Raw genomic sequence first — 25,251 nt, forward strand, 5'->3', positions numbered from 1 at the left:
TTGTTAAAAATGAGAACAAAAGAACAACAAAGTGTTAACCAATCGAAAGGACGACAAGATGATCAATGATTTGAAATCAGTAGTGACCCGGTCCCAAGGCACGCTCATCGAAGATATGCTTGGGGCAGCCGCTCTTTTGGTAATCTTATTCGGTGGATTGGTTGCACCTGCGTTTTTCTAAAGTTTCTGCCTGATCCGAACGCGTAAATCCCATTCCATGTCCCAATAGAATGCCGCTGATACGCTTACCTGTCCCAATCAGCCAGCGCGCCTCATAGCGCTGACACGCCTTCGGATTTCACTATGCCGCCGCCTTTTATAAGTGCGGCGGCTTTTTTTATGTGTCAACTTCCGCCAAGGCATTGTGAGCAGCCGTCAAGGAGAGCAAAATTGACGCATGCCTGTTTTTATACGCGCGCGCAGGCAAGAGAGCTTCGAAACCTTCAAACGGGGCCGTGGGCACAGGGCCATCTTCCTTTAAAAATGCTTTGAATTCGGTTAATGCGCGCTGCAATTCGGGCAGGGAGCGCCCGATGACATTCTGGCCCACCACAGCCGCCGCAGCTTGACCCAAAGCGCAAGCTTTAACGTCTTGCGCAAACTCGGTGATCCGTCCGTTCTCCACGTTGATATCCACCGTGATGGTCGAACCGCATAAGGGGGCACGTTCTCGAATGGTGGCATCAGCATTGTCCAATCGACCGAGATGCGGGATATCCGCAGCCAAGGCCAAAAGACGGTTAGAGTAGAGGGTCGCAAGGTCTGTCGACATGGTTTGCCTTTCAAAGCGTTGGCCTTTAGATAGGTCAAGCAACCGCCTAAGGAAAGGATTAGCCATGACGTTTGACGCCAAATCGCTAAAATATGACGATAAAGGGCTGATCCCAGCAATCGCACAAGATCATGTATCAGGCGAGGTCTTGATGCTGGCGTGGATGAATGCCGAAGCGGTGCAAAAAACATTGGACACGGGGAAGGTGACCTATTGGTCGCGGTCGCGTCAGTCTTTTTGGATCAAAGGCGAAAGCTCTGGCAATGTGCAAAAGCTGGTCGATTTTCGCTATGATTGTGACCGTGATTGCATTTTGGTGAAGGTTGATCAGACAGGCCCAGCGTGTCACACCAATCGTAGATCGTGTTTTTACACGGCGGTGCGCGATGGCGAGACCATAGAATTGATGCAGCCCGAGACGTAAAACAACTTAAAGAACGCCAACCATCTCTTTGATATCATTTACGCTTGCGCCTTCGCTACGGTATTTGGAAATGGCGCGGGCATCATCGCGTTTGGCCAAACGTTTGCCTGACTCATCACGTATCAACCCGTGGTGATGATAAAGCGGTGCCTTATGACCCAGAAGGTGCAAGAGTAAAACTTGCACTTGAGTGAATTCAAACAGATCGACGCCGCGCACCACATGGGTGATCCCTTGGCGAATGTCGTCGATGGCTGACGCCATAAAATAGGCCGCGGTTTGAATGTCTTTTCGTCCGATGACGATATCCCCCACGTCGCGCAAAAGTGTATCAAAATCAATATAGTAAGTGCCTTTATTGATGTTTCCCAATTCACAATAACTGAGCATTTCGCCATCAAGTGCGACACAAGCACGATCCATATGCAGGCGAATTGCATCGCCAGCCTGCCGATCTGACATCAGACGATGCTTGCAGGTTTGTGGATAAAGATGGTGCGGCACGCCTTCTTGCGGCGCAGCTGAAGCGGCAGCAATATCTTTGCGTGAACAGCGACAGGGATAGGTTAAGTCGCGTGAAATAAGCCTATCAAGCTCTTGATTGTAAACGTCTAAATGCGCTGACTGAAACAAAGGATCACCATCCCAAGTGATGCCGATCCAAGTTAAATCATCAAGGATCTGCGCAATATATTCGGGCTTAGATCGTTCTAGGTCTGTGTCTTCGAACCGCAGCAGAAACTGTCCGCCGTGTTTGCGTGCCATGTCATGGGCGATCAACGCAGAATAGGCGTGCCCGAGATGCAGCGGCCCCGTGGGGCTGGGCGCAAATCGGGTCACGATTGACATTAGCTTTGCCCTTCAAGCCATTGATTAAATGTTTCTTTGGCGCGATCTGTATAGGCCCTATAGCGATCTTTACGCCCGCGACGTCCACCTTTCAGCCCTTCAACTGGCGGGAACAGACCAAAATTTACATTCATCGGCTGGAATGTTTTGGCCTCTGCACCGCCTGTGATGTGATGGATCAATGCGCCCATGGCGGTGGTGCCATTCGGCGATTCAATGGGGGTGCCCAATATTTCATGCGCAGCCAAACGCCCCGCAAGCAATCCCATCGCGGCGGATTCAACATATCCCTCGACACCTGTAACCTGTCCGGCAAATCGCACATTTGGCTTTGATTTCAAACGCATCTGGTCGTCAAGTAATGTGGGTGAGTTCAAAAACGTGTTGCGATGAATACCGCCCAGACGCGCAAATTTCGCATCTTCAAGGCCAGGGATCATTTTGAACACTTCGGCCTGCGCGCCGTATTTCATTTTGGTTTGAAAGCCGACGATGTTGTACAGCGTACCAAGTTTGTTATCGCGGCGCAGTTGCACAACGGCGTAGGGCTTGTTTTCAGGGTCGTTGGCATTGGTGAGCCCAACAGGTTTCATCGGCCCAAAGCGCAGGGTTTCACGCCCCCGTTCGGCCATCACTTCGATGGGCAAGCAACCGTCGAAATACCCTGCCGTTTCGCCCTCGTGGAATTCGGTCTTATCGGCGGCCAAAAGCGCATCAATAAAGGCCTCATATTGGTCTTTGGTCATTGGGCAGTTGAGATAGGCTTTTTGTTCTTCCTCGGTCTCGCCCTTATCATAGCGCGATTGCATCCAAGCCACATCCATATTGATGCTGTCGTGGTAGATAATCGGCGCGATGGCATCGAAAAATGCCAAACGATCAGCGCCAGTTTCAGCAGCAATCGCTTCACCAAGCTTGGGCGAGGTCAGGGGGCCAGTGGCGAAAATCCACATGCCCTCAGATGGAATTTCATTCACCTCGCCGTATTCAATGCTGATATTTGGATGGGCGTTGATTTCTTGCGTGACAAATTCTGCAAAGGCATCGCGGTCAACAGCCAAAGCGCCACCAGCGGGCAGGCGGTGTTTTTCAGCCGCAGCCATGATCAGGCCATTTGCGGCACGCATTTCCCAATGCAAAAGCCCAACGGCATTTTGTTCGCTGTCGTCTGAACGAAATGAATTGGAACACACCATTTCTGCCAGATTGCCAGTTTGGTGCGCAAAGGTTTCTACCTTGGGCCGCATTTCGTGGATAACCACTTGTACGCCCAAATTGGCAGCTTGCCATGCTGCCTCTGATCCGGCCATTCCGCCGCCAACGATGTGTAAAACTTGTGTCATGGCGCAGATGTAGCGCGATCACTGGGCATAGAAAAGCAAAAAGGGCCGCACAAGGCAGCCCTTTTTGTTGTCTTAAAAAGCGTAGAGCTTAGCGGCCGCCAAATACAGGTACAGCTGCCAATACGTCGTATGCTGTCATCACGCGCTCAGAGGCACGCAAGCCACGGTCGCCAGTTTCGAAGGAAACAGCCAAGCCGAAGCCGTCAACATTTTCACCGTCGATTTCGAGTGTGTTGTATGACGCATCAACCCAGATATCGTCTGCAACCATGTAACCAGCGCCGATGCTTGCTTGTGTAAGATCCTCGCCGTCAATGTCAAAGTAATCAACAGACGCGTTTACACGGATGTTTTCACGTACGTTGTAAGAGCCAGACAATGTGTAGACGTTTAGGTCTTCAACAATGATTGTGTCGAAGTCAACTTCATATGTGTCAACGTCGCGTGACAAACCTGCGAAGTAGATTTCATCTTCGTCTTCAGCGAAAGCAACGCCGAAGTATGCGTCAAGTGCGGCTGTGTCGTAGTCAACGTAAGCTTGACCGCCATCTGTGTCGATGTCGTCAACTTCAGTTGTGATGTAAGCAGCACCAACTGTGAAATCGCCGAAAGCGTATTCAGCACCAGCTGTGTAGTATGTTGCTTCTTCTGTGTCGAATTCTACTGAGCTCGCGCCAACAAATGCTGTGATTGCAGGTGTGATGTCGTAGCCGAGGATTGCTGAGATTTCTGAAACGTTAGCTTCGTCGCCACCGATTTTGATCTCTGTGCCAGCCAATTCTGCGCCGTATGTGAATTTACCTGTTTTGCCTTCGAACGCTGCAGCGCCTGACAAAGTTTCAAGTGTTTCACCGCCTTCAGACAATTCGGAGTAGCCCAAATCGAATGAAAGGTATGTTGTTTCTGCAAAAGCTGGCGCTGCTGAAATTGCGGCCAAGCTTGTAAGTGCGATTGCGATATTTTTCATAACGTAGTCTCCAATAACTATGTGCGTTCATCTAGTGAGTTTGGCGGTGAGTGCTAGAGCAAACAGCAGTTTCGAGTTTGGTTGTTACGATCCATTTTCTTTACGTTGCTACAATGCAACAAACTGACATCAGTCTAAAACAAACAAAAACGGGGACCGCTAAGCCCCCGTTTTTAATCACAAAAATGTGAAGTCCTATGTTTCAGGTGTCTGTGGCGTTTCAGGTGTTTCTGGCGCCGCGTCCAGTGTTGACTCCTCCTCATCGCTTTCCGCGATATAGGCAACTGACACCACTTCTTCGCCTTTACCTGTGTTGAAAACCTTCACACCACCAGCAGAGCGTGAGCGGAAGGAAATGCCTTGAACAGGGCAACGAATAGACTGGCCTTTTGATGTAGCCAGCATGATTTGATCATCCAAGCTCACAGGGAAAGACGCGACAAGCGGCCCACCACGCATGGCTTTGTCCATCGCGGTCACGCCCATGCCACCACGGCCCCGAACAGGGTAATCGTGGCTCGATGACAGTTTGCCCGTGCCGCCCGCGGAAATGGTCACCAGCAATTCTTCAGCGGCTTTCATTTCTTCGAAACGCTCTTGCGTGATAGATCCTTCAACGGCCTCTTCGTCGTCCTCGGTGTTTTCCACCTCATCAGCCCCAGCTTGAGCGCGGCGCATTTTCAGGTATGCCGTGCGCTCTGATGCTTCGGCCTCAAAATGGCGCAACACTGACATGGAGACAACTTCATCATCGGTCATTTTGATGCCGCGCACCCCGAGTGACGCACGCGAGTTGAACACGCGCACATCTGTCACAGGGAAACGGATCGCACGGCCAGATGAGGTCACAAGCATGACGTCATCGTTTTCATCACAAATGCGGGCGTTGATCAGGCGAGTGCCTTCATCTTCGCCTTCGAACTTCATCGCAATCTTGCCGTTGGCTTTGACATTGGTGAAATCTGATAGACGGTTGCGCCGCACAGAGCCTTTTGAGGTGGCAAAAATAACCTGTAGGTCATCCCATTCCACTTCATCACGGTCCACAGGCATAATCGCAGCGATTCCGACACCCGTTGGGATTGGCAGAATATTGACGATCGGTTTGCCTTTGGCTGTGCGACCACCAAGGGGCAGGCGCCATGTTTTCAACTTATAGGCCATGCCATCATCGGTGAAGAACAACAGCTGCGTATGCGTATTGGCCACAAAGAGCGTGGTGATCACGTCTTCGTCTTTGGTGGACATGCCAGACAGGCCTTTCCCGCCACGTTTTTGCGCGCGGTAATCGGCCAAAGGCGTGCGTTTTGCCCAGCCAGAAGACGTGATGGTCACAACCATATCTTCTTTTTCGATCAGATCTTCATCTGTCGCATCGCCTGACCAATCCACGATCTCAGTGCGGCGGTCGACTGCAAACAGTGATTTCACCTCGGACAGCTCGTTGGAAATGATCGCCATGATGCGTTCGCGTGATGCCAAGATTTCAAGGTAATCTTTGATCTTGCCCGCAAGTTCTTGCAATTCGTCGGTGACTTCTTTGACGCCGATCTGTGTCAAACGCTGCAAACGCAATTCCAAAATGGCGCGCGCTTGGGTTTCAGACAGATTATATGTGCCGTCTTCGTTCATTGTATGCGCGGGGTCATCCACAAGCGCAATATAAGGCGCGATGTCTTGGGCAGGCCAGCGACGGGTCATCAATTTAGCCCGCGCTTCTGCGGCATCTGCCGAGGCGCGAATGGTGGCAACGACTTCGTCAACGTTGGTAACAGCCACAGCCAAGCCACATAAAATATGGGCGCGATCACGCGCTTTGCGCAGTTCAAAGGCGGTGCGGCGTGCGACGACTTCTTCGCGGAACGAAATGAAGTTGGTCAAGAAATCGCGTAGAGTCAATTGCTCTGGACGACCACCGTTCAGCGCCAACATGTTACAGCCAAAGTATGTCTGAAGCGGCGTGAAGCGGAACAATTGGTTGAGCACAACTTCTGGCGTCGCGTCGCGTTTGAGTTCGATCACAACCCGCACACCGATACGATCGGACTCGTCTTGCACGTGGGCAATGCCTTCGACGCGTTTGTCGCGCACCAATTCGGCGATTTTTTCGATCATCGTGGATTTATTCACCTGATAGGGAATTTCATCGACAACAATCGCGTAGCGGTCTTTGCGGATCTCTTCGACACGGGTTTTCGCACGAATGATCACAGAGCCGCGGCCCTCAAGATAGGCTTTGCGTGCGCCAGAACGCCCCAGCATCAAACCGCCCGTTGGAAAATCAGGGCCAGGCACGATTTCCATCAAGCGTTCCATAGAAATATCGGGATTGTCGATCATTTCCAGCGTTGCATCAATGACTTCGCCCAAGTTATGCGGCGGAATATTTGTGGCCATACCCACAGCAATACCCCCAGCGCCGTTCACCAACATATTGGGATAACGGGCGGGCAAAACTGTAGGTTCTTTGTCTTTACCATCATAGTTGAGCGTAAAATCGACTGTATCTTTGTCGATATCGGCCAAAAGATAGGCCGCGGTTTTGTCCATGCGCACTTCAGTATAGCGCATCGCAGCTGCGGAATCGCCATCCATAGAGCCAAAGTTACCTTGGCCATCAAGCAAGGGCAGGGACATCGAAAAATCCTGCGCCATACGCACCAAGGCGTCATAAATAGCAGTGTCACCATGGGGGTGATATTTACCCATAGTATCGCCGACTGCACGGGCTGATTTGCGGTAGGATTTATCGTGAGTGTTGCCAGCTTCATGCATCGCAAATAGGATACGACGGTGTACAGGTTTCAAACCATCGCGTAAATCAGGGATCGCACGGCTCACGATCACGCTCATAGCGTAATCAAGATAGGAGCTTTTCATCTCAGATGTGATAGAGATGCTTGGCCCGTCATGAAACATTGGCTCGCGCGGTGTTTCGTCTTCGGATTCAGGAGTTTCTGGAGTGTCGCTCACGATGTCCGCCTGTGGTTGTTATGAGGTCTATATATCGTTGACCTACAGTCTACCCCGACAGCATATAGGGCGCAATGGCTCATTGCCCTCTCAGGGGCGATATGCGCCGCTTGACAACGCCTTTAGGCGGCTTTGCGCGCCGCAATCACCCAAATTACCATTAAAACCGCTGAGAAGATGAAGTTATAGCTGGCCATAGACAGGCCTAAAAATTGCCACGTGACCGCATCGCACATGACAATCGCATCGACCGCAGAGCCAGGCAATAAATCACCGCCTGTTAAGCCCAAAAGACCGTCACCTCCGCCTGTGCAAGATGTTGGGCCTTGCCACCATTTGCGTTCAACGCCTGTATGATAGGCGCCCAAAGCCGATGTGATGGCTGTAGCCCCCGCACCAAGCCAACATAATACCCGTGTTTGCACGCCCATATAGGCCGCGCCAAGCGCGATGGCTGCGGCATGGGGCCAACGTTGCCATAGGCACATTTTACAGGGCGCATAGCCCAAAGCTTGAAATAGGAATGCGCCCAGTAAAAGCGCCAAAGATCCGCCTGCGGCCATGGTTACAAGCTGTGTACGTGTCATCTGTTTCATAGGAATTTCACCGCATAGAAGCCGCCCAGCAAGATCACCACAAAGGCGATAAAGACCAAGCCAAGGCGTTTTTCAATAAAGTCACGGATCGGCGCACCGAATTTCCACAGCAAAGCGGCCACGATGAAAAAGCGCAAGGCGCGCGCCACAACAGACGCGAGTATAAAGACTGGCAAAGACAAAGATGTTGCCCCCGACAGGATGGTGATGACCTTATAAGGAAAGGGTGTCACGCCAGCGATCAAAACAGCCCATGCGCCCCATTCGTTATATTTCACTGCAAATTCGTCGAAATAGGCGTCTTTGCCGTAGAATTCCAACACTGGCTTGCCGATGGTCTCGAAAGCGCCATAGCCAATGAAATAGCCCAACATGCCGCCCAAAACCGAGGCCACCGTGGCAACCAAAGCAATTTTAAACGCCGCGCGTGGGCGTGCAATGATCAAAGGGATCATCAAGATATCAGGGGGAATGGGAAAGACCGAACTTTCGATAAAGGCAACAAAAGCCAAGGCCCAAAGCGCGCGTGGATGTTGCGCCATGGACAAAGTCCAATCGTAAAGTCGTTTCAACATTCGCCCATATCCCACTCTTGTTGTTTTTATTCTTTTGGCCGCATTGCAAGCTTAGGGTCAAGGTTCGATTGCAGCTTTTCACCTTGTTACCGAATAAGCGCACGCTAATGTGAAATAAATCACCATCAAGGGGCTGACTATGAAATGGCAAGGCAGGCGCGGTTCGCGCAATATCGAAGATCGCAGAGGGCGCAGCACAGGAGCGCGTTCAGGTCGGGCCTCGGGCGGCAAAGCCATCGGTGGGGTTGGTTTGATTGCCGTGTTGATCATCGGCTATGCGCTTGGGATTGATGTCACGCCTTTGTTGAATGAGGTCGCGGGCACAAGTCAGGTGGGATCATCGCGCCAAAGCACTGAGATCACCGCCGCAGATGAAAAAGCCGCGCAATTTGTTTCTGTAACCTTGGCTGACACTGAAGACATCTGGACGGATCTCTTTCAAACTCAAGTCGGAGCGGAATATTCTGCGCCCATCCTTGTCCTATATAAAGATGTCACGCAAAGCCCTTGTGGCGGGGCTTCTGGCGCGACGGGACCATTTTATTGCCCCGCAGATCGCAAGGTCTATCTCGACACAGCGTTTTTCACCACGATGGAACGCCAACTGGGGGCAGGGGGTGATTTTGCTGCTGCCTATGTTGTGGCCCATGAGGTCGCGCATCACGTTCAAAACGAATTGGGCATCTTAGGGCAAGCCAACCGAGTGCGGGCGCAATCCTCTGTTAACGAGGCCAATGCCATTTCTGTACGCATTGAACTTCAGGCAGATTGCTATTCGGGCATTTGGGCGCGCGCTGCCGATGCGCGCTTCGATAGTCTAGAACGCGGCGATCTCGCAGAGGCGTTGAATGCGGCCAAGCAAATCGGCGATGACACTCTGCAAAAGAATGCAGGACGCGTGCCGCAACCTCATACCTTTACCCACGGCACATCGAAACAACGGCAAAATTGGTTCAAAATTGGCTATGACACGGGCGATCTACGCCAATGCGATACGTTTTCTGCAAGCCGTTTGTAAGGCATGCATCGCAAACCCCAATAAAATAAGGACCGAGCAGGCGTGACCAAAAGAAAATGACATTTTTTTTAAAAGAACTGTCATATCCCTCTTGTGGACCTGCGCGCGCTTCGCTAAATCCCTGCACACGACGAAGCAAACGGTCGTAACGACACAATGCTTCATCTGCCCGCGTGGTGGAATTGGTAGACACAGGGGATTCAAAATCCCCCGCTGTAACAGGCTTGGCGGTTCGAGTCCGCCCGCGGGTACCAATTCATTTATTGAAAAAACGTCCGAAGTGTTCATCACTTTCGGGCGTTTTTCATTTTCAGCTTTTGCGATGCCGTCTGATGCCTGTGGCCACTGCTTGCTGCACGTGGTGCACGACAGGAAGATAGTTGGTCGGACGCTTGGCAGTATGCAGCAATACGCCCAGCGACGAAACGGGACTTAGGTCGCCACAATTGGCACCCAAACAACGGCTTCGATTCGCCTAATCGCCTTAAAGTGGTCACCTGAGTGCCCGATTCGAATCAATTTTTGGGCTTGTTGACCTAAGGACTGTTTCCATCTTGGGTTTAGTAATTTGACTTTGGTTTGATTGTGTCAGGTCGATCTGAAAAGGGGGCAAGAGAATGGCAAAAATAAATTTAGTATAGGAAAGATCTCCAATGCGCCCAGATTTAGGGTGCCTTATGGGCGAATTATGTCCAGTTTTTCCGATTTTGAAATGCTGATAAGGTATTGAATCTAAGCGTTAAATTATTTTTTGATTCAACTTAAAGATGATTTGTTTACGTAAGGTTACCCTGCACCCATAGGTTGTATAGTTAAAAATTCATGAATGTCAGAGTTGATTTGAGCTTGGGAATTTAACCGAAGGTGAAAAAATGGCTATTGCTCACCGAAACTTTGGTCGTAGAAAGGCCTTGCCCACTGGGGGGCATTCTAAATTCGGCCACGGGGGCGGCCGCGCACTTGGATAATCTTTAAGCAGATTGTCTGATATGCGTGTTCGTGTGGAGAGGGATGATCTGCTCATTCCCGCTGCTACTGAGTGACATGTGTAATCCGTTTTGCGGATGGGAGTAGGTATTGCTCCGTCAGATTTGCTTTCAATTCACCTCGTGTGTGGCTGCTTTGGCTACTCAGCGCCCTTGTGGGCGATGTTCGGGTTTGTCCGGATGTGTTTTTGTAGGAGAGAGTAAATGACATATTGGTGGAACTGGGGTTCGTCCCATACAAGCCCAACAACCGAAACATCAGGGGCACAATTTAGTGATCCCGCAGCGCAAAATCTGATCGGTTTGTGGGACTTTAGCACAGGCGCGACAACAGCGGACACTGGTCTGGCTGACGGTATTGCACAAAACGGACATTTTGTTGGCGATGCAACGGCATCTGGGAATGCCTTACGTCTGAATGGTAACGGTCATTTCGATACTGCGGGCACAGCTGCCAATGATGTGCCGTTTGAAATCGGCCAAGGCACTGTCATGTTGCAGTTCAACCAAGATAACCATGTTGGGACTTCACCCGATACGCTTGTGTCGCGCGGTGAATATGCTGACAGATCGACCGAAGGTCACTTCAACATCTCCGTTACAGAACACGGCGCAGTTACTGTATTCCACGCATCAGGTGAACAGCTTTCTCTCTCCACAGGCAATGGCTTTTTCTCTGCAGGCGACGATGTACGCGTAGCATATTCATGGGATGAATCTGGCACAGGTTCATTCGTGGTTGAGAACATCACAGACGGCACCTCATATAGCGAAGACTTCGACAGCACAGGCTTGTCGATGGATATCGGCGATAATGACGATGAAAACTTTACATTCGGCGCGCGTGAAAAAGATGATGGCGTCTATGATCACTACTTTGACGGTCAAATTGGCTATGTCGCGATTTTCAACACCGATGTTGTGAATGTTGGTGGTGGCGAAGGTATCGTCGAAGGCACGGACGGCGATGATCTGATCGACACGGCCTACACAGGCGATCCTGATGGCGACATGATCGATGCAGGTGACGCTTTGCTTGAGGGCGAAGTGGGCGATGACGATATTGTTGTTGCAGGCGCAGGGAACGACACAGTTCTGTCTGGCGAAGGCGATGATGAAGTTTACGGCCAAGCGGGCGATGATTACATCGACGGCGGCGCTGGCAACGATTTTCTTGTTGGCGATGGCGGCACGGGCTCTACGCGCGTTCCAACGGGCGAAACCGTGCGTGAAAGCTTTGAATGGGATCTCGCGGGGGTCTCTGACGAAGGCCAGTTGAACGGCTTTACGCAAGACACTGGCAATGTGGATGTAACATTCTCATACAGCACAACCGGGGCTACCCAGACTGAGTTCTCAACCGACACGCAAAAAGTACACAGCATCGATACCGATGGCTCAGGTGCAGATGCGCACAGTTCGATGGATTCTGAACTCAGCTCTGTGAGCGACAAAGGCACGTATGAACTTGGGTTCTCTGATCCCGTGTCAGATGTGTCTTTCCGCGTCAACGACATCGACGGCGACGGCGTTGTAAAAGTTACGGCATTCGACGCAGACGGCAATCAAATCAACGTCGATATGACAGGTGGTTACAAACTGACCCTGCTCGACACTGATGGTCAATTCGGTGTTGATACAGCAGACAGTAAAGGTGGCTACGAAGACGACACCTCTGGCAACTACTCTATCTTGGTCGACATTCCTGGCCCAGTTGCCCGCGTTGTGATCGAGCACACGCAAGATGGCGCAAACACCTCTGGCATCAATGTCACAGACGTTTACTACGATGCGACTGTCTACGAAGTGATCGAAGGCAGTGCTGGCGGCGAAGTTGGCGATGACACCATCCTCGGCGGTGCGGGCGATGACATCATCTACGGCGACACTGGCCAAGGCGCGACAGCTGTCGCGGGTGACCCCACCACTTTCGACATCTCAGACATGTCTGGCGGAAAGATTGTGTCCGAAGATGGCGTGGTGACAACAGATGTTTCGCTGAACGGTTTCATCAAGACCACCTCAAGCTCCACTTACGGCAAGGCGACACCAGACAACGTCTTTTACTCTGGCCCTGAAGTTGGCGGATCCAGCAATACGCTCGACCTTGAGTTTGATACACTCGTAAGTGACGTTAGCTTTACCATCTATGACGTGAACCAAGGCAGTGGCTGGGACGATAAGGTGACCATTATCGCCCTCGATGCCGATGGCAACCAAGTCCCTGTGACATTCTCAGGTGGAAATGTGACCAGCGGCGGAGTCGATGTAAGCGGCAACTCCATTGACGGGAACGACAACAACACCACCTTCCGTTTGGACCCGAACAATCCGGACAACGTCCAAGTCACGATCTCAGGTCCTATTGCGTCCTTGGAAATCATCCACGAAGCGGGCAACGACACCTCTACTCAACTTGGTTGGATCGGTGTTGGCGATATCGAAGCGACACCTATTCTAGACCCGAATAGCGGCGCTGGTACGGGTGGTTCAAACGGATTTGGCGATGACATCCTAATGGGTGGCACAGGTGATGACGTTATCTATGGTGATAACGGCGATAACTTGGGCATCACTGGGGATGAGACATCGGGCACGGATGCAACGGGTATTGATCTCGCGATCGGTAACGTGCGTACAGGCAGCGACACTGGGGACAGCATCATTTATGATGATGTCGCAACATTAGACGACGGCACGTCGATCTCTGCACGCCTTGTTCTGGTTGAAACATCAGACTCCAGCTTGAATGTTGACTTGACGCCAGTTGCGGGCAGCAGCAACGGCCATGCCATCTTGCTCAACGGCAACAACGATGCTGGTTCAAACGGCGATACAGCGACATTCCGTCTGGAGTTCTTCGATCCAGCAACGGGTGAACCAGTCGCGATCAACTCAGGTCTGTCTATCGGTGACATCGATCTGCGCAATGCAGGCGAAGTGGCTGAATTCGATCTGGACGACATCACGGGCTACGGCACACGTCCTGGTTCATCATTGACCGTTCAAAATGATGGCACATCTGTTTCGGCAACCGGAACAGAAACCAACAATGCAGATGATCCTGATGCGGAGTTTGGTGTTACCTTTGAAAACACCAGCGAGATCACATTCACCGTGACCGCAGGGGCTACAAACACTGGCTTTGTCTTTGGCGACTTCAACGCAGATGATTTCAACATCACTCCAGTTGATCGCGCACCAAACGACGAAGGTGGCAATGATATCATCTTGGGCGATGAGGGCGACGACACGCTCTACGGCGAAGGCGGTAACGACACGATCACTGGCGGCGACGGCGCGGATAGCATCTACGGCGGCTCAGGTGCGGATACAATCATCGGCGGTAATGCGGGTGATGTGGTCGATGGTGGCACAACAGGCGATGACAACGATACACTCGACTTGTCAAACTCTGGTCCTTTGCGCATCGTGGATGAAACAACCGACGAAGATGGCGACTCGACATCTGGTACGGTTGAATTCCTTGATAACGAAGGCAATGTCACAGGCACGATGTCCTTCACGGAAATCGAAAACCTGATCTTGCCTGAAAATACAGGTCCTGTCGCAAACGACGATACTGCAACTGTTCTGGAAGATGGCTCAGTTGTGATCGATGTTTTGGACAACGACACAGATGCAAATGGCGATGCATTGACCATCGCTTCTGCAACCGTTCCAGCAGATCAAGGTACGGTCGAAATCGTTGACGGCAAGCTCGTGTTTACACCAGCTGAAAACTACAATGGCCCAGCTGAAATCACCTACACTGTTGATGACGGCAATGGCGGCACAGACACAGGCACAGTCAATGTTGACGTGACCCCTGTGAACGATGCGCCTGACGCTGTGAACGATGAGATCACAACGGATGAGGACACAGCTGTCACCATCGATGTGCTTGACAATGACACCGATGTGGATGGCGACACGCTCACCATCACAGGCGCAACTGTGCCTGCGGAACAAGGCACTGTCGAAATCGTTGACAACGAATTGGTGTTCACACCAGCCGATGATTTCAACGGCGAAGCGACGATTTCTTACGCGATCGAAGACGGAAACGGCGGCACAGATACTGCGACTGTGACAGTCAATGTAACCCCTGTGAACGACGATCCTGTGGCAGTTGATGACGCCTTTGAAACAGACGAAGACACGGCTGTGGTTATTGATCTGATCGGCAATGACACTGATGTTGATGGCGATCCTTTGACCATCGGCACTGTTTCTGTTGATCCAGCGTTTGGCGAAGTTGTCGACAATGGCGATGGCACAGCGACCTTTACACCTGCGGAAAACTACTACGGTCCAGTCACCATCGACTACACTGTTGTGGACGGAAATGGCGGTGAAGACGCAGGTCAAGCCATTGTAAACGTAGGCTCCGTCAACGACGGTCCAACAGCCAATGATGACGAAGACACAACAGACGAAGACGTCTCTATCACTGTTGATCTGATCGGTAACGACACTGATCCTGACGGTGATACACTGACTGTCACTGGCGCCTCTGTCCCTGCCGACCAAGGCACGCTTGTGGACAATGGCGATGGTACAGTGACCTTCACGCCTGCGGAAAACTTCAACGGTGAAGCGACAATTTCCTACTCTGTCACAGACGGAAATGGTGGCACATCTTCTGCGACCCACACAGTCAATGTCACACCTGTGAACGACGATCCTGTGGCCGTGGACGATATCGAAACCACTGATGAGGACCAGTCTGTCGTGATCGATCTGATCGGCAATGACACAGACGTTGATGGCGATCCTTTGACCATCGGCACTGTTTCTGTTGATCCTGCACTTGGTGAAGTTGTCGACAATGGCGACGGCACTGTGACCTTCACACCTGCGCCTGATTACAACGGCCCTGTGACCATCGACTACACAGTTGTCGACGGCCAAGGTGGCGAAGACGCAGGCCAAGCGATCGTCTCAGTCGGCGCTGTCAATGATGCGCCAGAGGCCAACGATGACGCTGACACAACCGATGAAGACACATCTATCACTGTTGATTTGCTCGGCAATGACACTGATCCTGATGGCGATACATTGGAAGTGATCAACGCGACTGTCCCTGCCGATCAAGGCACGCTTGTGGACAATGGCGATGGTACAGTGACCTTCACGCCTGCTGCAAATTTCAATGGCGAAGCGACGATTAGCTACGAAATCTCTGACGGCAACGGCGGTACTGATACGGGCGTTCACACGATCAACGTGACACCTGTCGAAGACGCGCCAATCACCGAAGACGACACTGCCACAACTGATGAGGACACAGCTGTCACCATCGACGTGCTGGACAATGACACAGACCCAGACGGTCAGCCTTTGACCATCGGTTCTGCCACTGTTCCAGCCGATCAAGGCACCGTGGAAATCGTTGACGGCAAGCTCGTGTTTACACCAGCTGACGACTTCAACGGCGAAGCGACCATCACATACACAGCCAAAGACCCAGACGGCAATGAGACGCCAGGCACTGCGGTTGTGAACGTGACACCTGTAAATGACGATCCTGTGGCCGTGGATGACACCGCGACAGTACCGTTCGAAGGTGAAGTCACCATCGATGTTCTGGACAATGACACAGATGTAGATGGCGATACGTTGACCATCGCATCTGCGACTGTTCCAGTTGATCAAGGGACTGTTGAAATCGTTGGAAACGAGCTGGTGTTCACAGCCGCTGACGGTTTTGAAGGCGAAGCGACGATCACTTACACTGTATCCGACGGCAACGGCGGCACAGATGAAGGTGAAGTACTTGTCACTGTTGAGGCTTCTCCACTCGATGGCATCGTCTCTGGTACAGCGGGTGATGACATCATCGATCTGGCCTACACTGACGACCCCGAAGGCGACATGGTCGACAACAATGATGAAATCATTGCAGGCGAAGGCCCCAATGACGACATCATCCGTGCAGGTGCTGGCGATGATATTGTCTACGGCGGCCTTGGCGATGATGACATCGTTGACGAAGAAGGGTCTGACACTGTCTACGGTGAAGATGGCAACGATTACATTGATGTTTCTGGACCAAACTCTGGCCCGAACACATTCGATGAACTCGCAGCCGATCCAAGCCTGCTTGGCGATGCAGCCCTAGATGACACGCCGCTACCTGATGGCTTGCCTTACGATGCATTGGAAGACACCGATCCAAACAATGACATCGATTTCGTTGATGGCGGTGATGGCGACGATACGATCATCACTGGCGATGATGATGATACGATCTACGGTGGACTTGGCAACGACACCATCTATGCAGGCATCGATAACGATACTGTTTACGGTGGCGCGGGCAACGATACGATCATCGATGTTCAAGGTGCGGATTACATCGAAGGTGGCGCGGGCGATGATTACATCGATGCGGGCAACAACACCTTCTCTGACTATGTCGGTGATGATCCCAACCTGCCTAACGGCTTGTACCCGTTCCCGAATGACCAAAACACCGAAGACGGCAAAGACGAAGTCCACGGTGGGTCTGGCAACGATACAATCTTTACAGGCGATGACGCGGATATCGTTTACGGTGACCAAGGCGATGATATCATCGACGCTGGCATTGACGACGACGAAGTCTACGGCGGCTCTGGCAATGACACCATCACAGGTGGTCACGGGTCTGATCGCATCTTTGGTGGCTCTGGCGATGACATCATCTATGCAGGTGACGTTGATGGCGTGATGAACCACACCAACGAAGGTGATGAGACCGATCCAGTGCCTGAAAACGACATGGACTATGTCCGTGGCGGTGGCGGTAACGACACCATCTATGGCGGTGATGACGCGGATACGCTTTACGGCGATGCGGGGGATGACTACATCGATGGTGGTCTGGATGACGACTTCATCTCAGGCGGTGACGGCACAGATATCTTGATCGGCGGTCATGGCAATGACACGCTTGTGTCCGACAATGATGACTTTGTTGACACCTTGGATGCAGGCGAGGGCGACGATACGCTCTTTGTTGGCACCAATGATATCGCAGATGCTGGCACGGGCGATGATACGGCGACTATTCGCGGTGAAAACGCTACTGTGGACATGGGCGATGGCGATGACTTTGTCACTGTCACCAATGGTGCTGATGGCGCTGACATCATGGGCGGCGCGGGGCGTGATACATTTGATATCAACAACGCGCCTGGCACGGTAGCTAACCCATCATTCATGACCATTGATGGTGGATCTGCGGGTGATGACTACGATGTCTTGGATTTAACTGGTTCTACAGTTGAAGACGGATCGTTCGACATCGAATTCACCAACCCAGATTCCAACGGCAACGGGTTTGATGGAACCGTCACTTACTATGACGCTTCTGGAAATATGACTGGCACGCTCGAATTCACAGAAATCGAGAATGTCATCCCATGTTTCACTCCAGGCACGATGATCGCGACACCAAAAGGTGAAGTCGATGTCGCCACCATGAAAGTGGGCGACAAAGTGATCACGCGTGACAATGGTTTGCAATCAATCCGCTGGATTGGGAAAAAATCACTGTCTCCTGCTGAGTTGATGCTGCGCCCTGAGCTGCGTCCTGTCATGATCAGTCAAGGTGCCTTGGGCAATGGTCTGCCTGAACGCGATATGATGGTGTCTCCAAACCACCGCATGTTGGTGTCTTCTGACAAAGCAGCGCTCTACTTTGATGACCACGAAGTGCTTGTGGCAGCGAAACACTTGACCAAAATGGATGGTGTTGAGTTGGTGGATGCGACCAGTGTGACATATATCCACGTGATGTTCGATCACCACGAAGTCATCCTGAGCGATGGCACATGGTCTGAGAGCTTCCAGCCTGGCGACTTTACACTGGCTGGTATCGGAGAAGAACAACGCGAAGAAATCTTTGCGCTCTTCCCTGAACTGCGTGAACAGTCAGGACGCGGCCATTACGCAACAGCGCGTCGTGTGCTTCGTAAACATGAAGCAGAGCTGCTGGTTTCATAGACCAGATCAGTATCGCTTCCTAACCGAATGCTCTGGGAGGGCAGGGCATTCGGGCTTCGCGCCATCTGATGGTGTGGGGCAGCGTCCCTGATTCTTTGATCCACTGAGTTTTCGCTTTTGGATCAGGGGCGTTTCCACTTTTGATACAATGCTCAAAATAAGATACAGTCGTTTCACTTTTTGAAGCGGCTGTATTTTTTTTCTGCTAATGGCTGATAATTTAAACAATCCTTTACGCTTTTCTTGATATCAAAAATTAATATTAAATATCTGATGCTTAAGCGAAATTCGACTGTAACTATCTGCCATAAAGGTCTTAAAAATGCGGCAGTGCAGCGAAAAAATGCCGACGGGGAATAATGAAACGGAACTCCCTGTGTTGAAAAAGAGTAAGTTTGATACAGTTATCTCAACATGTGCGGAATGCGATAAGTTTACGTCTAAAAAGTATCGCGCTCGCTTTGCATTTATAAATTAGTCAACCTATCCGAAGTTTGGGGATTTGCTTTATGGCCGATATCAGCGGTGACAACGACAACAATGTCCTAAATGGCACAAATGGCGATGATACCATAACGGGCCGTGGTGGTGATGATGTTATCAATGGGAACGCCGGCAATGACACCATTTACGGTGACGCTGGAAATAACCTTGAGGGGGCAGGGCTAGATGCAACGCCTTTGTCTTTGTCCAGCGCAAATCTGGTTTCCGATAGTTCATTGCTGAACAACAATGCGCGCCCTGGCGATGTAGCGGTCTATAGAAACGTCGCTCAGCTTGAAGATGGCACTCAAATCTCAGCGCGTATCGTGCTTGTAGAGACCTCTGATCCATTCTTGAACATCGACATGAGCGGTGGCAACGGATCAGAAATTCTTTTGAACAGCGGCATCGGACGGACCTCATTTGATCGCGGGGAAACCGCGACATTCCGCATGGAATTTTTTGATCCAGCGACAGGTCAACCTGTTGCCCTGAATTCGACCGCCACTTTCAACGATCTCGATGCCAATGGCAGCAATGATTTCGAAGCAGTTTCATTGGATGCGGGGTCGTTTTCAAGCTTTGGCACGCAAGACGGAACGTCTTTGAATATTCAAAATGACGGATCAACCGTCACAGCCAGCGGTACAGAGGCCAATAGCCCCAGCGATCAGGATGCGTGGTTCTCTGCTCAGTTTGAAAATCAGACCTCTATCACTTTTACCCTGACCACGCGATCTTCGCCGTCTGGGTTTACCATGAATGGCGATCTTATTGAGGACGTCATTGAAACCCCCTTGGTGCCTGGCGATGATGTGATCGACGGCGGATCTGGCAACGATATCATCTACGGCGAAGCGGGAAATGACACGCTGACAGCGGGGGATGGTTACGACCAACTGTTCGGCGGCGCAGGGGAGGATACCCTCTATGGCGGCGGCGAAAATGACGTTTTGTCAGGTGGTGATGGGGCCGATACAATTGTTGTCAATTCCATCGGCAATACAACCAATCCGAACAATACCACCGTTGATGGCGGCGGTGATGGCGATGCGACAGACCAAGACACGCTGGATCTGTCGTGGTTTATCGACAACGGATATCGGATTTCGGCGCAAACTCAAAACCCAGATGACGATGGCAACGGGTTCTCGGGACAGTTCACATTTTTTAATGAGGGCAACGGCCAAACTGCCACGATCAACTACACCGATATCGAAGAATTTGTCATTTGCTTCACACCAAATACAGCCATTGCCACGCCACAAGGTGAGGTGGCTGCCGAAACTCTGTCTGTGGGTGATAAAATCTTCACCCGCGACAATGGTGTGCAAGAAATCCAATGGGTGGGTCGCAAAGACCTGACGGCAAAAGATATCGCGCAGCAAAAATCACTCGCGCCTGTTTTCATTCAAAAGGGCGCTTTGGGCAACGGATTACCTGATCGCGATTTGATGGTGTCACCGCAGCATCGAATTTTGCTGACCTCAGACCGCGCGATGTTGTATTTTGATGAACGTGAAGTGCTGGCACCTGCTATTCATTTGGTCGACTTGCCTGGGATCACGCAAGTTCAACCTGCTGAGACATCCTATTTGCACTTTTTATGTGAAAACCACGAAGTGGTTTTGTCAAACGGGACATGGACTGAGACATTCCAGCCAGGAAATGCATCCATGAACAGTTTGAAATCAGCACAGCGCGAAGAGGTCTACACGCTCTTTCCTGAACTCAAGACACAGGCGGGTCTCACCAATTACGCATCTGCACGTAAGTCATTGAAAAGACATGAAACACGTTTGTTGTGGGCCAGCTAAGCTGTCACCAGATTTGATCGTTTGAAAGGCGCCCTTCGGGGCGTCTTTTTTATGGCGCCACGCAACTTACCCCTCGTGCCGTAAGCAGTCACGCATGAAAAAGGCGCAGCCTTGCGAAAGACTGCGCCTTAATTTTTCTTGTGTTGTTTATCGCTTTAACGCTCGGGCAATAGTCCGCGTGGGTTAAATCGTAGCACGAACAAAAGCACCAAGCCCATGGTCAAGGGGCGTACATAGACAGTGCGTTCCAAAATCACGGCTTTCAAAGCGCTCGTGTCTGCCATGCCAGATGTGATTACCTCTGCGATAAATCGACCGATAGGTTCGACTTCAACCCAGAGGAACCAGATGAACAGGCCTCCCAAAACAGCACCCCAGTTGTTGCCAGAGCCACCAACGATAACCATCACCCATACCAAAAAGGTAAAGCGCAACGGCTGATAACTTGAGGGTGTTAACTGACCGTCCAGCGTCGTCATCATCGCACCAGCCAAACCACAGATCGCAGCGCCCAAGACGAAGATTTGCAAGTGGCGCCCTGTTACGTTTTTGCCCATGGCTTCTGATGACACTTCATTGTCACGGATGGCGCGCATCATGCGGCCCCAAGGGGAATTCAGCGCCAATTGCATGGCAGTGATCAAGATAATGATCACAGCAAAGAACAGCCCCGCATAGCACAGTTTCACGAAAATACTTGACGCTGTGACAGGGTTTGCGCCGATGGATTGCATCAGCCCAATGAACCATTCGCTTTGCTGCAAATCAATTTCATAGGGCACGGGACGGGGAAGGCCGATGACATTTTTAACGCCGCGCCCTAACCAATCTTCGTTCTTCAATACAGCAATGATGATTTCAGCAATGCCGAGTGTCGCGATCGCCAAATAGTCAGAGCGCAAGCCAAGCGCGGTTTTGGCCACCAGCCAAGCCGCACCCGCAGCAAACAATCCGCCAACAGGCCAAGCGATCAGAACAGGCAGTCCAAGGCCACCCAAGTTCCCTGAAATTGCGGGGTTCACAGCCTCGATGGCTGCAACAGCAGGGTCAAAGACTGCGCGGAAAATAAAGAAACCTGCAATCAACCAAGCCGCGATAAACAAAGCGCGGTATTTGTTGCCCCTCAGCATCGCCCAAAAGACAATGCCGCCAACAATCGTAGCCACACCAATGGCAAGACCGAAGAGCACGCGTAGGCCGCCCGCTTGCCATGCTTCGCCAACGGGTGAGGTCGAAATCAGCACAACAGCCAGACCGCCAAGCGCCACAAAGCCCATAACACCAACGTTAAACAGGCCTGCGAAACCCCATTGTAGATTGACGCCAAGCGCCATGATCGCGGAAATCAACCCCATGTTCAAAATGAACAGGGCAGAGTTCCAAGACTGCAAAAATCCAACCGCAATAATAAGCACGGCCATCATGCCAAAATACAGCGGCGCGCGATTGGGTGCAGTTTGTGCAACGTGAGACTGGCTCATACTGATTTCCCCTTAAACAGACCTGTGGGTTTGAACAACAAGACGATGATCAAAATCGCGAAAGATACAGCAAATTTGTAATCGGTTGACAAAAGCTGCACCAAACCATCGGGTGCCCAACCGTCTGGACCGAGATAAGTGATGACCTTTTTAAAGGCATAGGTCAGCGTGACTTCGGAAAAGGCGATGACAAAACCACCTGCGATGGCCCCCAAAGGCGACCCAAGCCCACCAACGATGGCAGAGGCAAAGATCGGCAGCAAAAGCTGCATATAGATGAAGGGCTTAAACGACTTATCTAACCCATAGAGTGTGCCTGCAATCGTGGCCAAAGCGGCGACGATCAACCAAGTCACCGTCACAACACGTTCAGGATTGATGCCTGACAAAAGCGCCAGATCTTCGTTGTCCGAATAGGCGCGCATGGATTTGCCAGTACGGGTTTTGTTCAAGAACCAAAACAAGGCAGCCACAACCACAACCGCGGTCACAACTGTGATCACCTGCGTGGTGCGGATCGCCAAGCCTTCGGATAGGCCTGTCATAGTTTTGAAATCGCGTGCGGTGATCAAAAAGCGTTCGCCATCGGCAAAGCGGCGGTCATCTGTGCCGACAATCATACGCACAGCGCCATTCATCACAAACATCACGCCCATAGAGACGATCACTAACATAACAGGCGCTGCTTTCACCTTGCGGTAAAAGCGGTACACGGCACGGTCGGTGATCAGCACCAATGCCATTGTACAAAGGATCGCAAAAGGCAAAGCGAGTAGGGCGGTGGGAAGGGGCCCAAAGCTGATGCCTATTGATTTCATTGCGGCTGTGATCAAAACCACAAACATCGTTCCAAAGGCCATGGTGTCGCCATGGGCAAAGTTGGAAAAGCGCAAGATTCCGTAGATCAATGTGACCCCAAGTGCGCCAAGCGCAAGCTGCGCGCCATATGCGGTGCCGGGAACAATCACAAAGTTCGTAAAAGCCACTAAGGCGTTGAGAATATCCATCAATTCACCCTCTCACATGAGCCTTGATAATAGGTCTCTTTGGTTTTACCCCCGATATCGGGTGTCCGTTTCATCAAGGTGAAATCCCCCTCGTAGTAGATTTCAAGGTCCAGTGTCGTTCCGTCATTTTGCGCGAATTCGCCTGACAATTGACCCGCAACGCCTGTGACTTTGCCCGTCAAGTTCGGGCCAAAATCAAATTGCATAACGCCGTCAAAATCATCGCCACGACGAAAGGTCAAAGGCGCACCAAAGGCTGTGCAATTGTCTGCGCTGTTTTCGCATTTCAGGTCTGCTTGGCAGTTGAATGCATTTGGCGTTTCATTTTTGCGGTTCGCCTGATTGGCAAAATAAACATAGCCCAAGACGCCTGCTGTGCTTGCGGTGGCGATCAGGCTGGGCACGATATACTTGTGCATATCCTAGCCCCCCAAGAATGTGCGACGCACTTCAGGATCGGCCAAAAGCGCGGCACCTGTATCGGTATAGGCATTCGTGCCCTGCACTAAAACATAGCCTTTATCAGCAATATCAAGTGCTTGGCGTGCGTTTTGTTCCACCATCAAGACAGCGATACCTGTTTTTGCCACTTCGATAATGCGGTCAAACAGTTCATCCATCACGATGGGCGATACACCCGCTGTCGGTTCATCCAGCATCAAAAGTTTCGGCTGGGTCATCAAAGCGCGGCTTACAGCCACCTGTTGCCGTTGTCCGCCCGACAATTCACCCGCATTCTGATGACGTTTTTCATAGACCGCAGGAAAGATTTCATAGACCTGTTCCAGCGTTTGTTTGAAATCATCTGTGCGAATAAAAGCGCCCATTTCTAGGTTTTCTTCCACGCTCATGGTGGGGAAAATATTGTTGGTCTGGGGCACAAACCCCATACCTTTATACACGCGATCTTGCGGCGTTAGACCTGTGATGTCTTCGCCGTCGAGCACGACAGACCCAGTGTGGATGTTCAGCATGCCAAAGACGGCTTTCATCGCAGTGGATTTGCCAGCGCCATTTGGGCCGACAATCACAGCGATTTCGCCTTTTTCAACCGAAAGTTCGCAATCGTGCAAAATGTCAGCGCCGCCGTAGCCGCCTGTCATATGTGTGGCACTTAGGTAGCTCATGATGTGCCCTCCGATGACGCGGGGATGGCGTCTTTGGTCAGGCCTTCGGTGGCCTCTTTGTTTTTGATGCCCGTGCCAAGGTAGGCTTCGATCACCTGTTCGTTTTGCATAATATCTTGTGCCGATCCCGTGGCCATCACCTGACCTGCGGCCATAACGATGACAGGATCACAAAGCATTTTGATAAATTCCATGTCGTGTTCGATCATGCAAAATGTGTATCCGCGCTCGACGTTCAAGCGTTTGATCGCATCAGCAATCGTGTAGAGCAGCGTGCGGTTTACGCCCGCGCCCACTTCATCCAAAAACACGATTTTCGCGTCGACCATCATGGTGCGACCCAGTTCGACCAGTTTTTTCTGACCGCCTGAAATATTGCCAGCTTTTTCGTCAGCAATGTGCGAAATCGTCAAAAATTCTAGAACTTCATCGGCCTTTTTGCGCAAGGCAGCTTCTTCGATTGCGATTTGACCCCGTTTAAACCAAGCATTCCACAGGGTTTCACCTGATTGGTTTGCAGGCACCATCATCAGGTTTTCGCGCACAGTCATTGTCGGGAATTCATGCGCGATCTGAAAGGTGCGCAAAATACCTTTGTGGAACATTTGATGCGGCTTGAGCCCTGTAATATCTTCGCCATCAAAGATGATTTTGCCGCTCGTAGGTGTCAAAACACCCGCGATACAGTTGAAAAGCGACGTTTTTCCCGCACCATTTGGTCCGATAAGGCCCGTAATGGATCCTTTTTCGATGGAAAGCGATGCCCCATCGACTGCGCGAAAACCGCCGAAATGCATGTGTAGATCACGCACTTCGATCATGTGTATATCCCCTTAGAATT

17 protein-coding genes and 1 tRNA gene are annotated in these 25,251 nt (G+C 51.3%); 6 read left to right on the forward strand and 12 right to left on the reverse strand.

What is annotated here, in order from left to right:
• The first annotated feature begins 58 nt into the window (after positions 1-58).
• A complete protein-coding gene (locus tag EDD53_RS15030; RefSeq protein WP_281277926.1) occupies positions 59-181 on the forward strand; it encodes a hypothetical protein in 123 nt (40 codons plus the stop codon).
• 156 nt (positions 182-337) lie between these two features.
• Here the strand turns inward: EDD53_RS15030 and EDD53_RS02940 are convergent, their stop codons facing one another.
• On the reverse strand, positions 338-772 hold the full coding sequence (locus EDD53_RS02940) for an iron-sulfur cluster assembly scaffold protein (protein WP_123791693.1): 435 nt from the start codon (positions 770-772) through the stop codon (positions 338-340).
• A 64-nt stretch (positions 773-836) separates the two neighbouring features.
• Here EDD53_RS02940 and hisI point away from each other — a divergent pair, with 64 nt between their 5' ends.
• A complete protein-coding gene (gene hisI, locus EDD53_RS02945) occupies positions 837-1,196 on the forward strand; it encodes a phosphoribosyl-AMP cyclohydrolase (RefSeq protein ID WP_123791694.1) in 360 nt (119 codons plus the stop codon).
• 6 nt (positions 1,197-1,202) lie between these two features.
• On the opposite strand, the gene gluQRS is transcribed toward hisI, so the two are convergent.
• The 6 genes from gluQRS to EDD53_RS02975 all read right to left on the reverse strand — a co-directional run bounded on the left by gluQRS (position 1,203) and on the right by EDD53_RS02975 (position 8,499).
• Complete coding sequence (gene gluQRS / locus EDD53_RS02950; protein ID WP_123791695.1) at positions 1,203-2,045, reverse strand: tRNA glutamyl-Q(34) synthetase GluQRS; 843 nt, start codon at positions 2,043-2,045, stop codon at positions 1,203-1,205.
• Complete coding sequence (trmFO, locus tag EDD53_RS02955; RefSeq protein ID WP_123791696.1) at positions 2,045-3,388, reverse strand: methylenetetrahydrofolate--tRNA-(uracil(54)-C(5))-methyltransferase (FADH(2)-oxidizing) TrmFO; 1,344 nt, start codon at positions 3,386-3,388, stop codon at positions 2,045-2,047. Before trmFO ends, gluQRS begins: the two co-directional genes overlap by 1 nt.
• Positions 3,389-3,476: 88 nt before the next feature.
• Positions 3,477-4,355 (reverse strand): porin family protein, encoded by an 879-nt coding sequence (locus EDD53_RS02960; RefSeq protein ID WP_123791697.1) that lies wholly within the window; start codon positions 4,353-4,355, stop codon positions 3,477-3,479.
• 195 nt (positions 4,356-4,550) lie between these two features.
• Positions 4,551-7,328 (reverse strand): DNA gyrase subunit A, encoded by a 2,778-nt coding sequence (gene gyrA / locus EDD53_RS02965; RefSeq protein WP_123791698.1) that lies wholly within the window; start codon positions 7,326-7,328, stop codon positions 4,551-4,553.
• 122 nt (positions 7,329-7,450) lie between these two features.
• Positions 7,451-7,924, reverse strand: a complete 474-nt coding sequence (locus EDD53_RS02970) for a disulfide bond formation protein B (protein WP_342772282.1) — start codon at positions 7,922-7,924, stop codon at positions 7,451-7,453.
• Positions 7,921-8,499 (reverse strand): YqaA family protein, encoded by a 579-nt coding sequence (locus EDD53_RS02975; RefSeq protein WP_123791699.1) that lies wholly within the window; start codon positions 8,497-8,499, stop codon positions 7,921-7,923. Before EDD53_RS02975 ends, EDD53_RS02970 begins: the two co-directional genes overlap by 4 nt.
• 139 nt (positions 8,500-8,638) lie before the next feature.
• On the opposite strand from EDD53_RS02975, the gene ypfJ reads away from it, so the two are divergent.
• The 4 genes from ypfJ (at position 8,639) to EDD53_RS02995 (ending at position 20,795) form a co-directional block, all read left to right on the forward strand.
• A complete protein-coding gene (gene ypfJ / locus EDD53_RS02980; protein WP_123791700.1) occupies positions 8,639-9,517 on the forward strand; it encodes a KPN_02809 family neutral zinc metallopeptidase in 879 nt (292 codons plus the stop codon).
• A 167-nt stretch (positions 9,518-9,684) separates the two neighbouring features.
• Positions 9,685-9,771 (forward strand) — tRNA-Leu (locus EDD53_RS02985).
• Between the two features lie 936 nt (positions 9,772-10,707).
• On the forward strand, positions 10,708-18,495 hold the full coding sequence (locus tag EDD53_RS14900) for a cadherin-like domain-containing protein (RefSeq protein ID WP_123791701.1): 7,788 nt from the start codon (positions 10,708-10,710) through the stop codon (positions 18,493-18,495).
• Positions 18,496-19,004: 509 nt separating this feature from the next.
• Positions 19,005-20,795, forward strand: a complete 1,791-nt coding sequence (locus tag EDD53_RS02995; RefSeq protein WP_123791702.1) for a Hint domain-containing protein — start codon at positions 19,005-19,007, stop codon at positions 20,793-20,795.
• Positions 20,796-20,950: 155 nt separating this feature from the next.
• Here the strand turns inward: EDD53_RS02995 and EDD53_RS03000 are convergent, their stop codons facing one another.
• The 5 genes from EDD53_RS03000 to EDD53_RS03020 are packed head-to-tail and all read right to left on the reverse strand — an operon-like array spanning position 20,951 to position 25,231.
• Positions 20,951-22,276: a branched-chain amino acid ABC transporter permease gene (locus EDD53_RS03000; protein ID WP_170162666.1), complete on the reverse strand. Its 1,326-nt coding sequence runs from the start codon at positions 22,274-22,276 to the stop codon at positions 20,951-20,953.
• Complete coding sequence (locus tag EDD53_RS03005) at positions 22,273-23,283, reverse strand: branched-chain amino acid ABC transporter permease (RefSeq protein ID WP_123791703.1); 1,011 nt, start codon at positions 23,281-23,283, stop codon at positions 22,273-22,275. Before EDD53_RS03005 ends, EDD53_RS03000 begins: the two co-directional genes overlap by 4 nt.
• On the reverse strand, positions 23,283-23,702 hold the full coding sequence (locus tag EDD53_RS03010) for a hypothetical protein (RefSeq protein ID WP_123791704.1): 420 nt from the start codon (positions 23,700-23,702) through the stop codon (positions 23,283-23,285). The genes EDD53_RS03005 and EDD53_RS03010 overlap by 1 nt, the downstream gene beginning before the upstream one ends.
• A gap of 3 nt (positions 23,703-23,705) precedes the next feature.
• Complete coding sequence (locus EDD53_RS03015) at positions 23,706-24,410, reverse strand: ABC transporter ATP-binding protein (RefSeq protein WP_123791705.1); 705 nt, start codon at positions 24,408-24,410, stop codon at positions 23,706-23,708.
• Positions 24,407-25,231, reverse strand: a complete 825-nt coding sequence (locus tag EDD53_RS03020) for an ABC transporter ATP-binding protein (RefSeq protein WP_123791706.1) — start codon at positions 25,229-25,231, stop codon at positions 24,407-24,409. Before EDD53_RS03020 ends, EDD53_RS03015 begins: the two co-directional genes overlap by 4 nt.
• Positions 25,232-25,251: the final 20 nt, after the last annotated feature.

It is taken from the genome of Pacificibacter maritimus (assembly GCF_003814915.1).
GTDB classification, from domain to species: domain Bacteria; phylum Pseudomonadota; class Alphaproteobacteria; order Rhodobacterales; family Rhodobacteraceae; genus Celeribacter; species Celeribacter maritimus.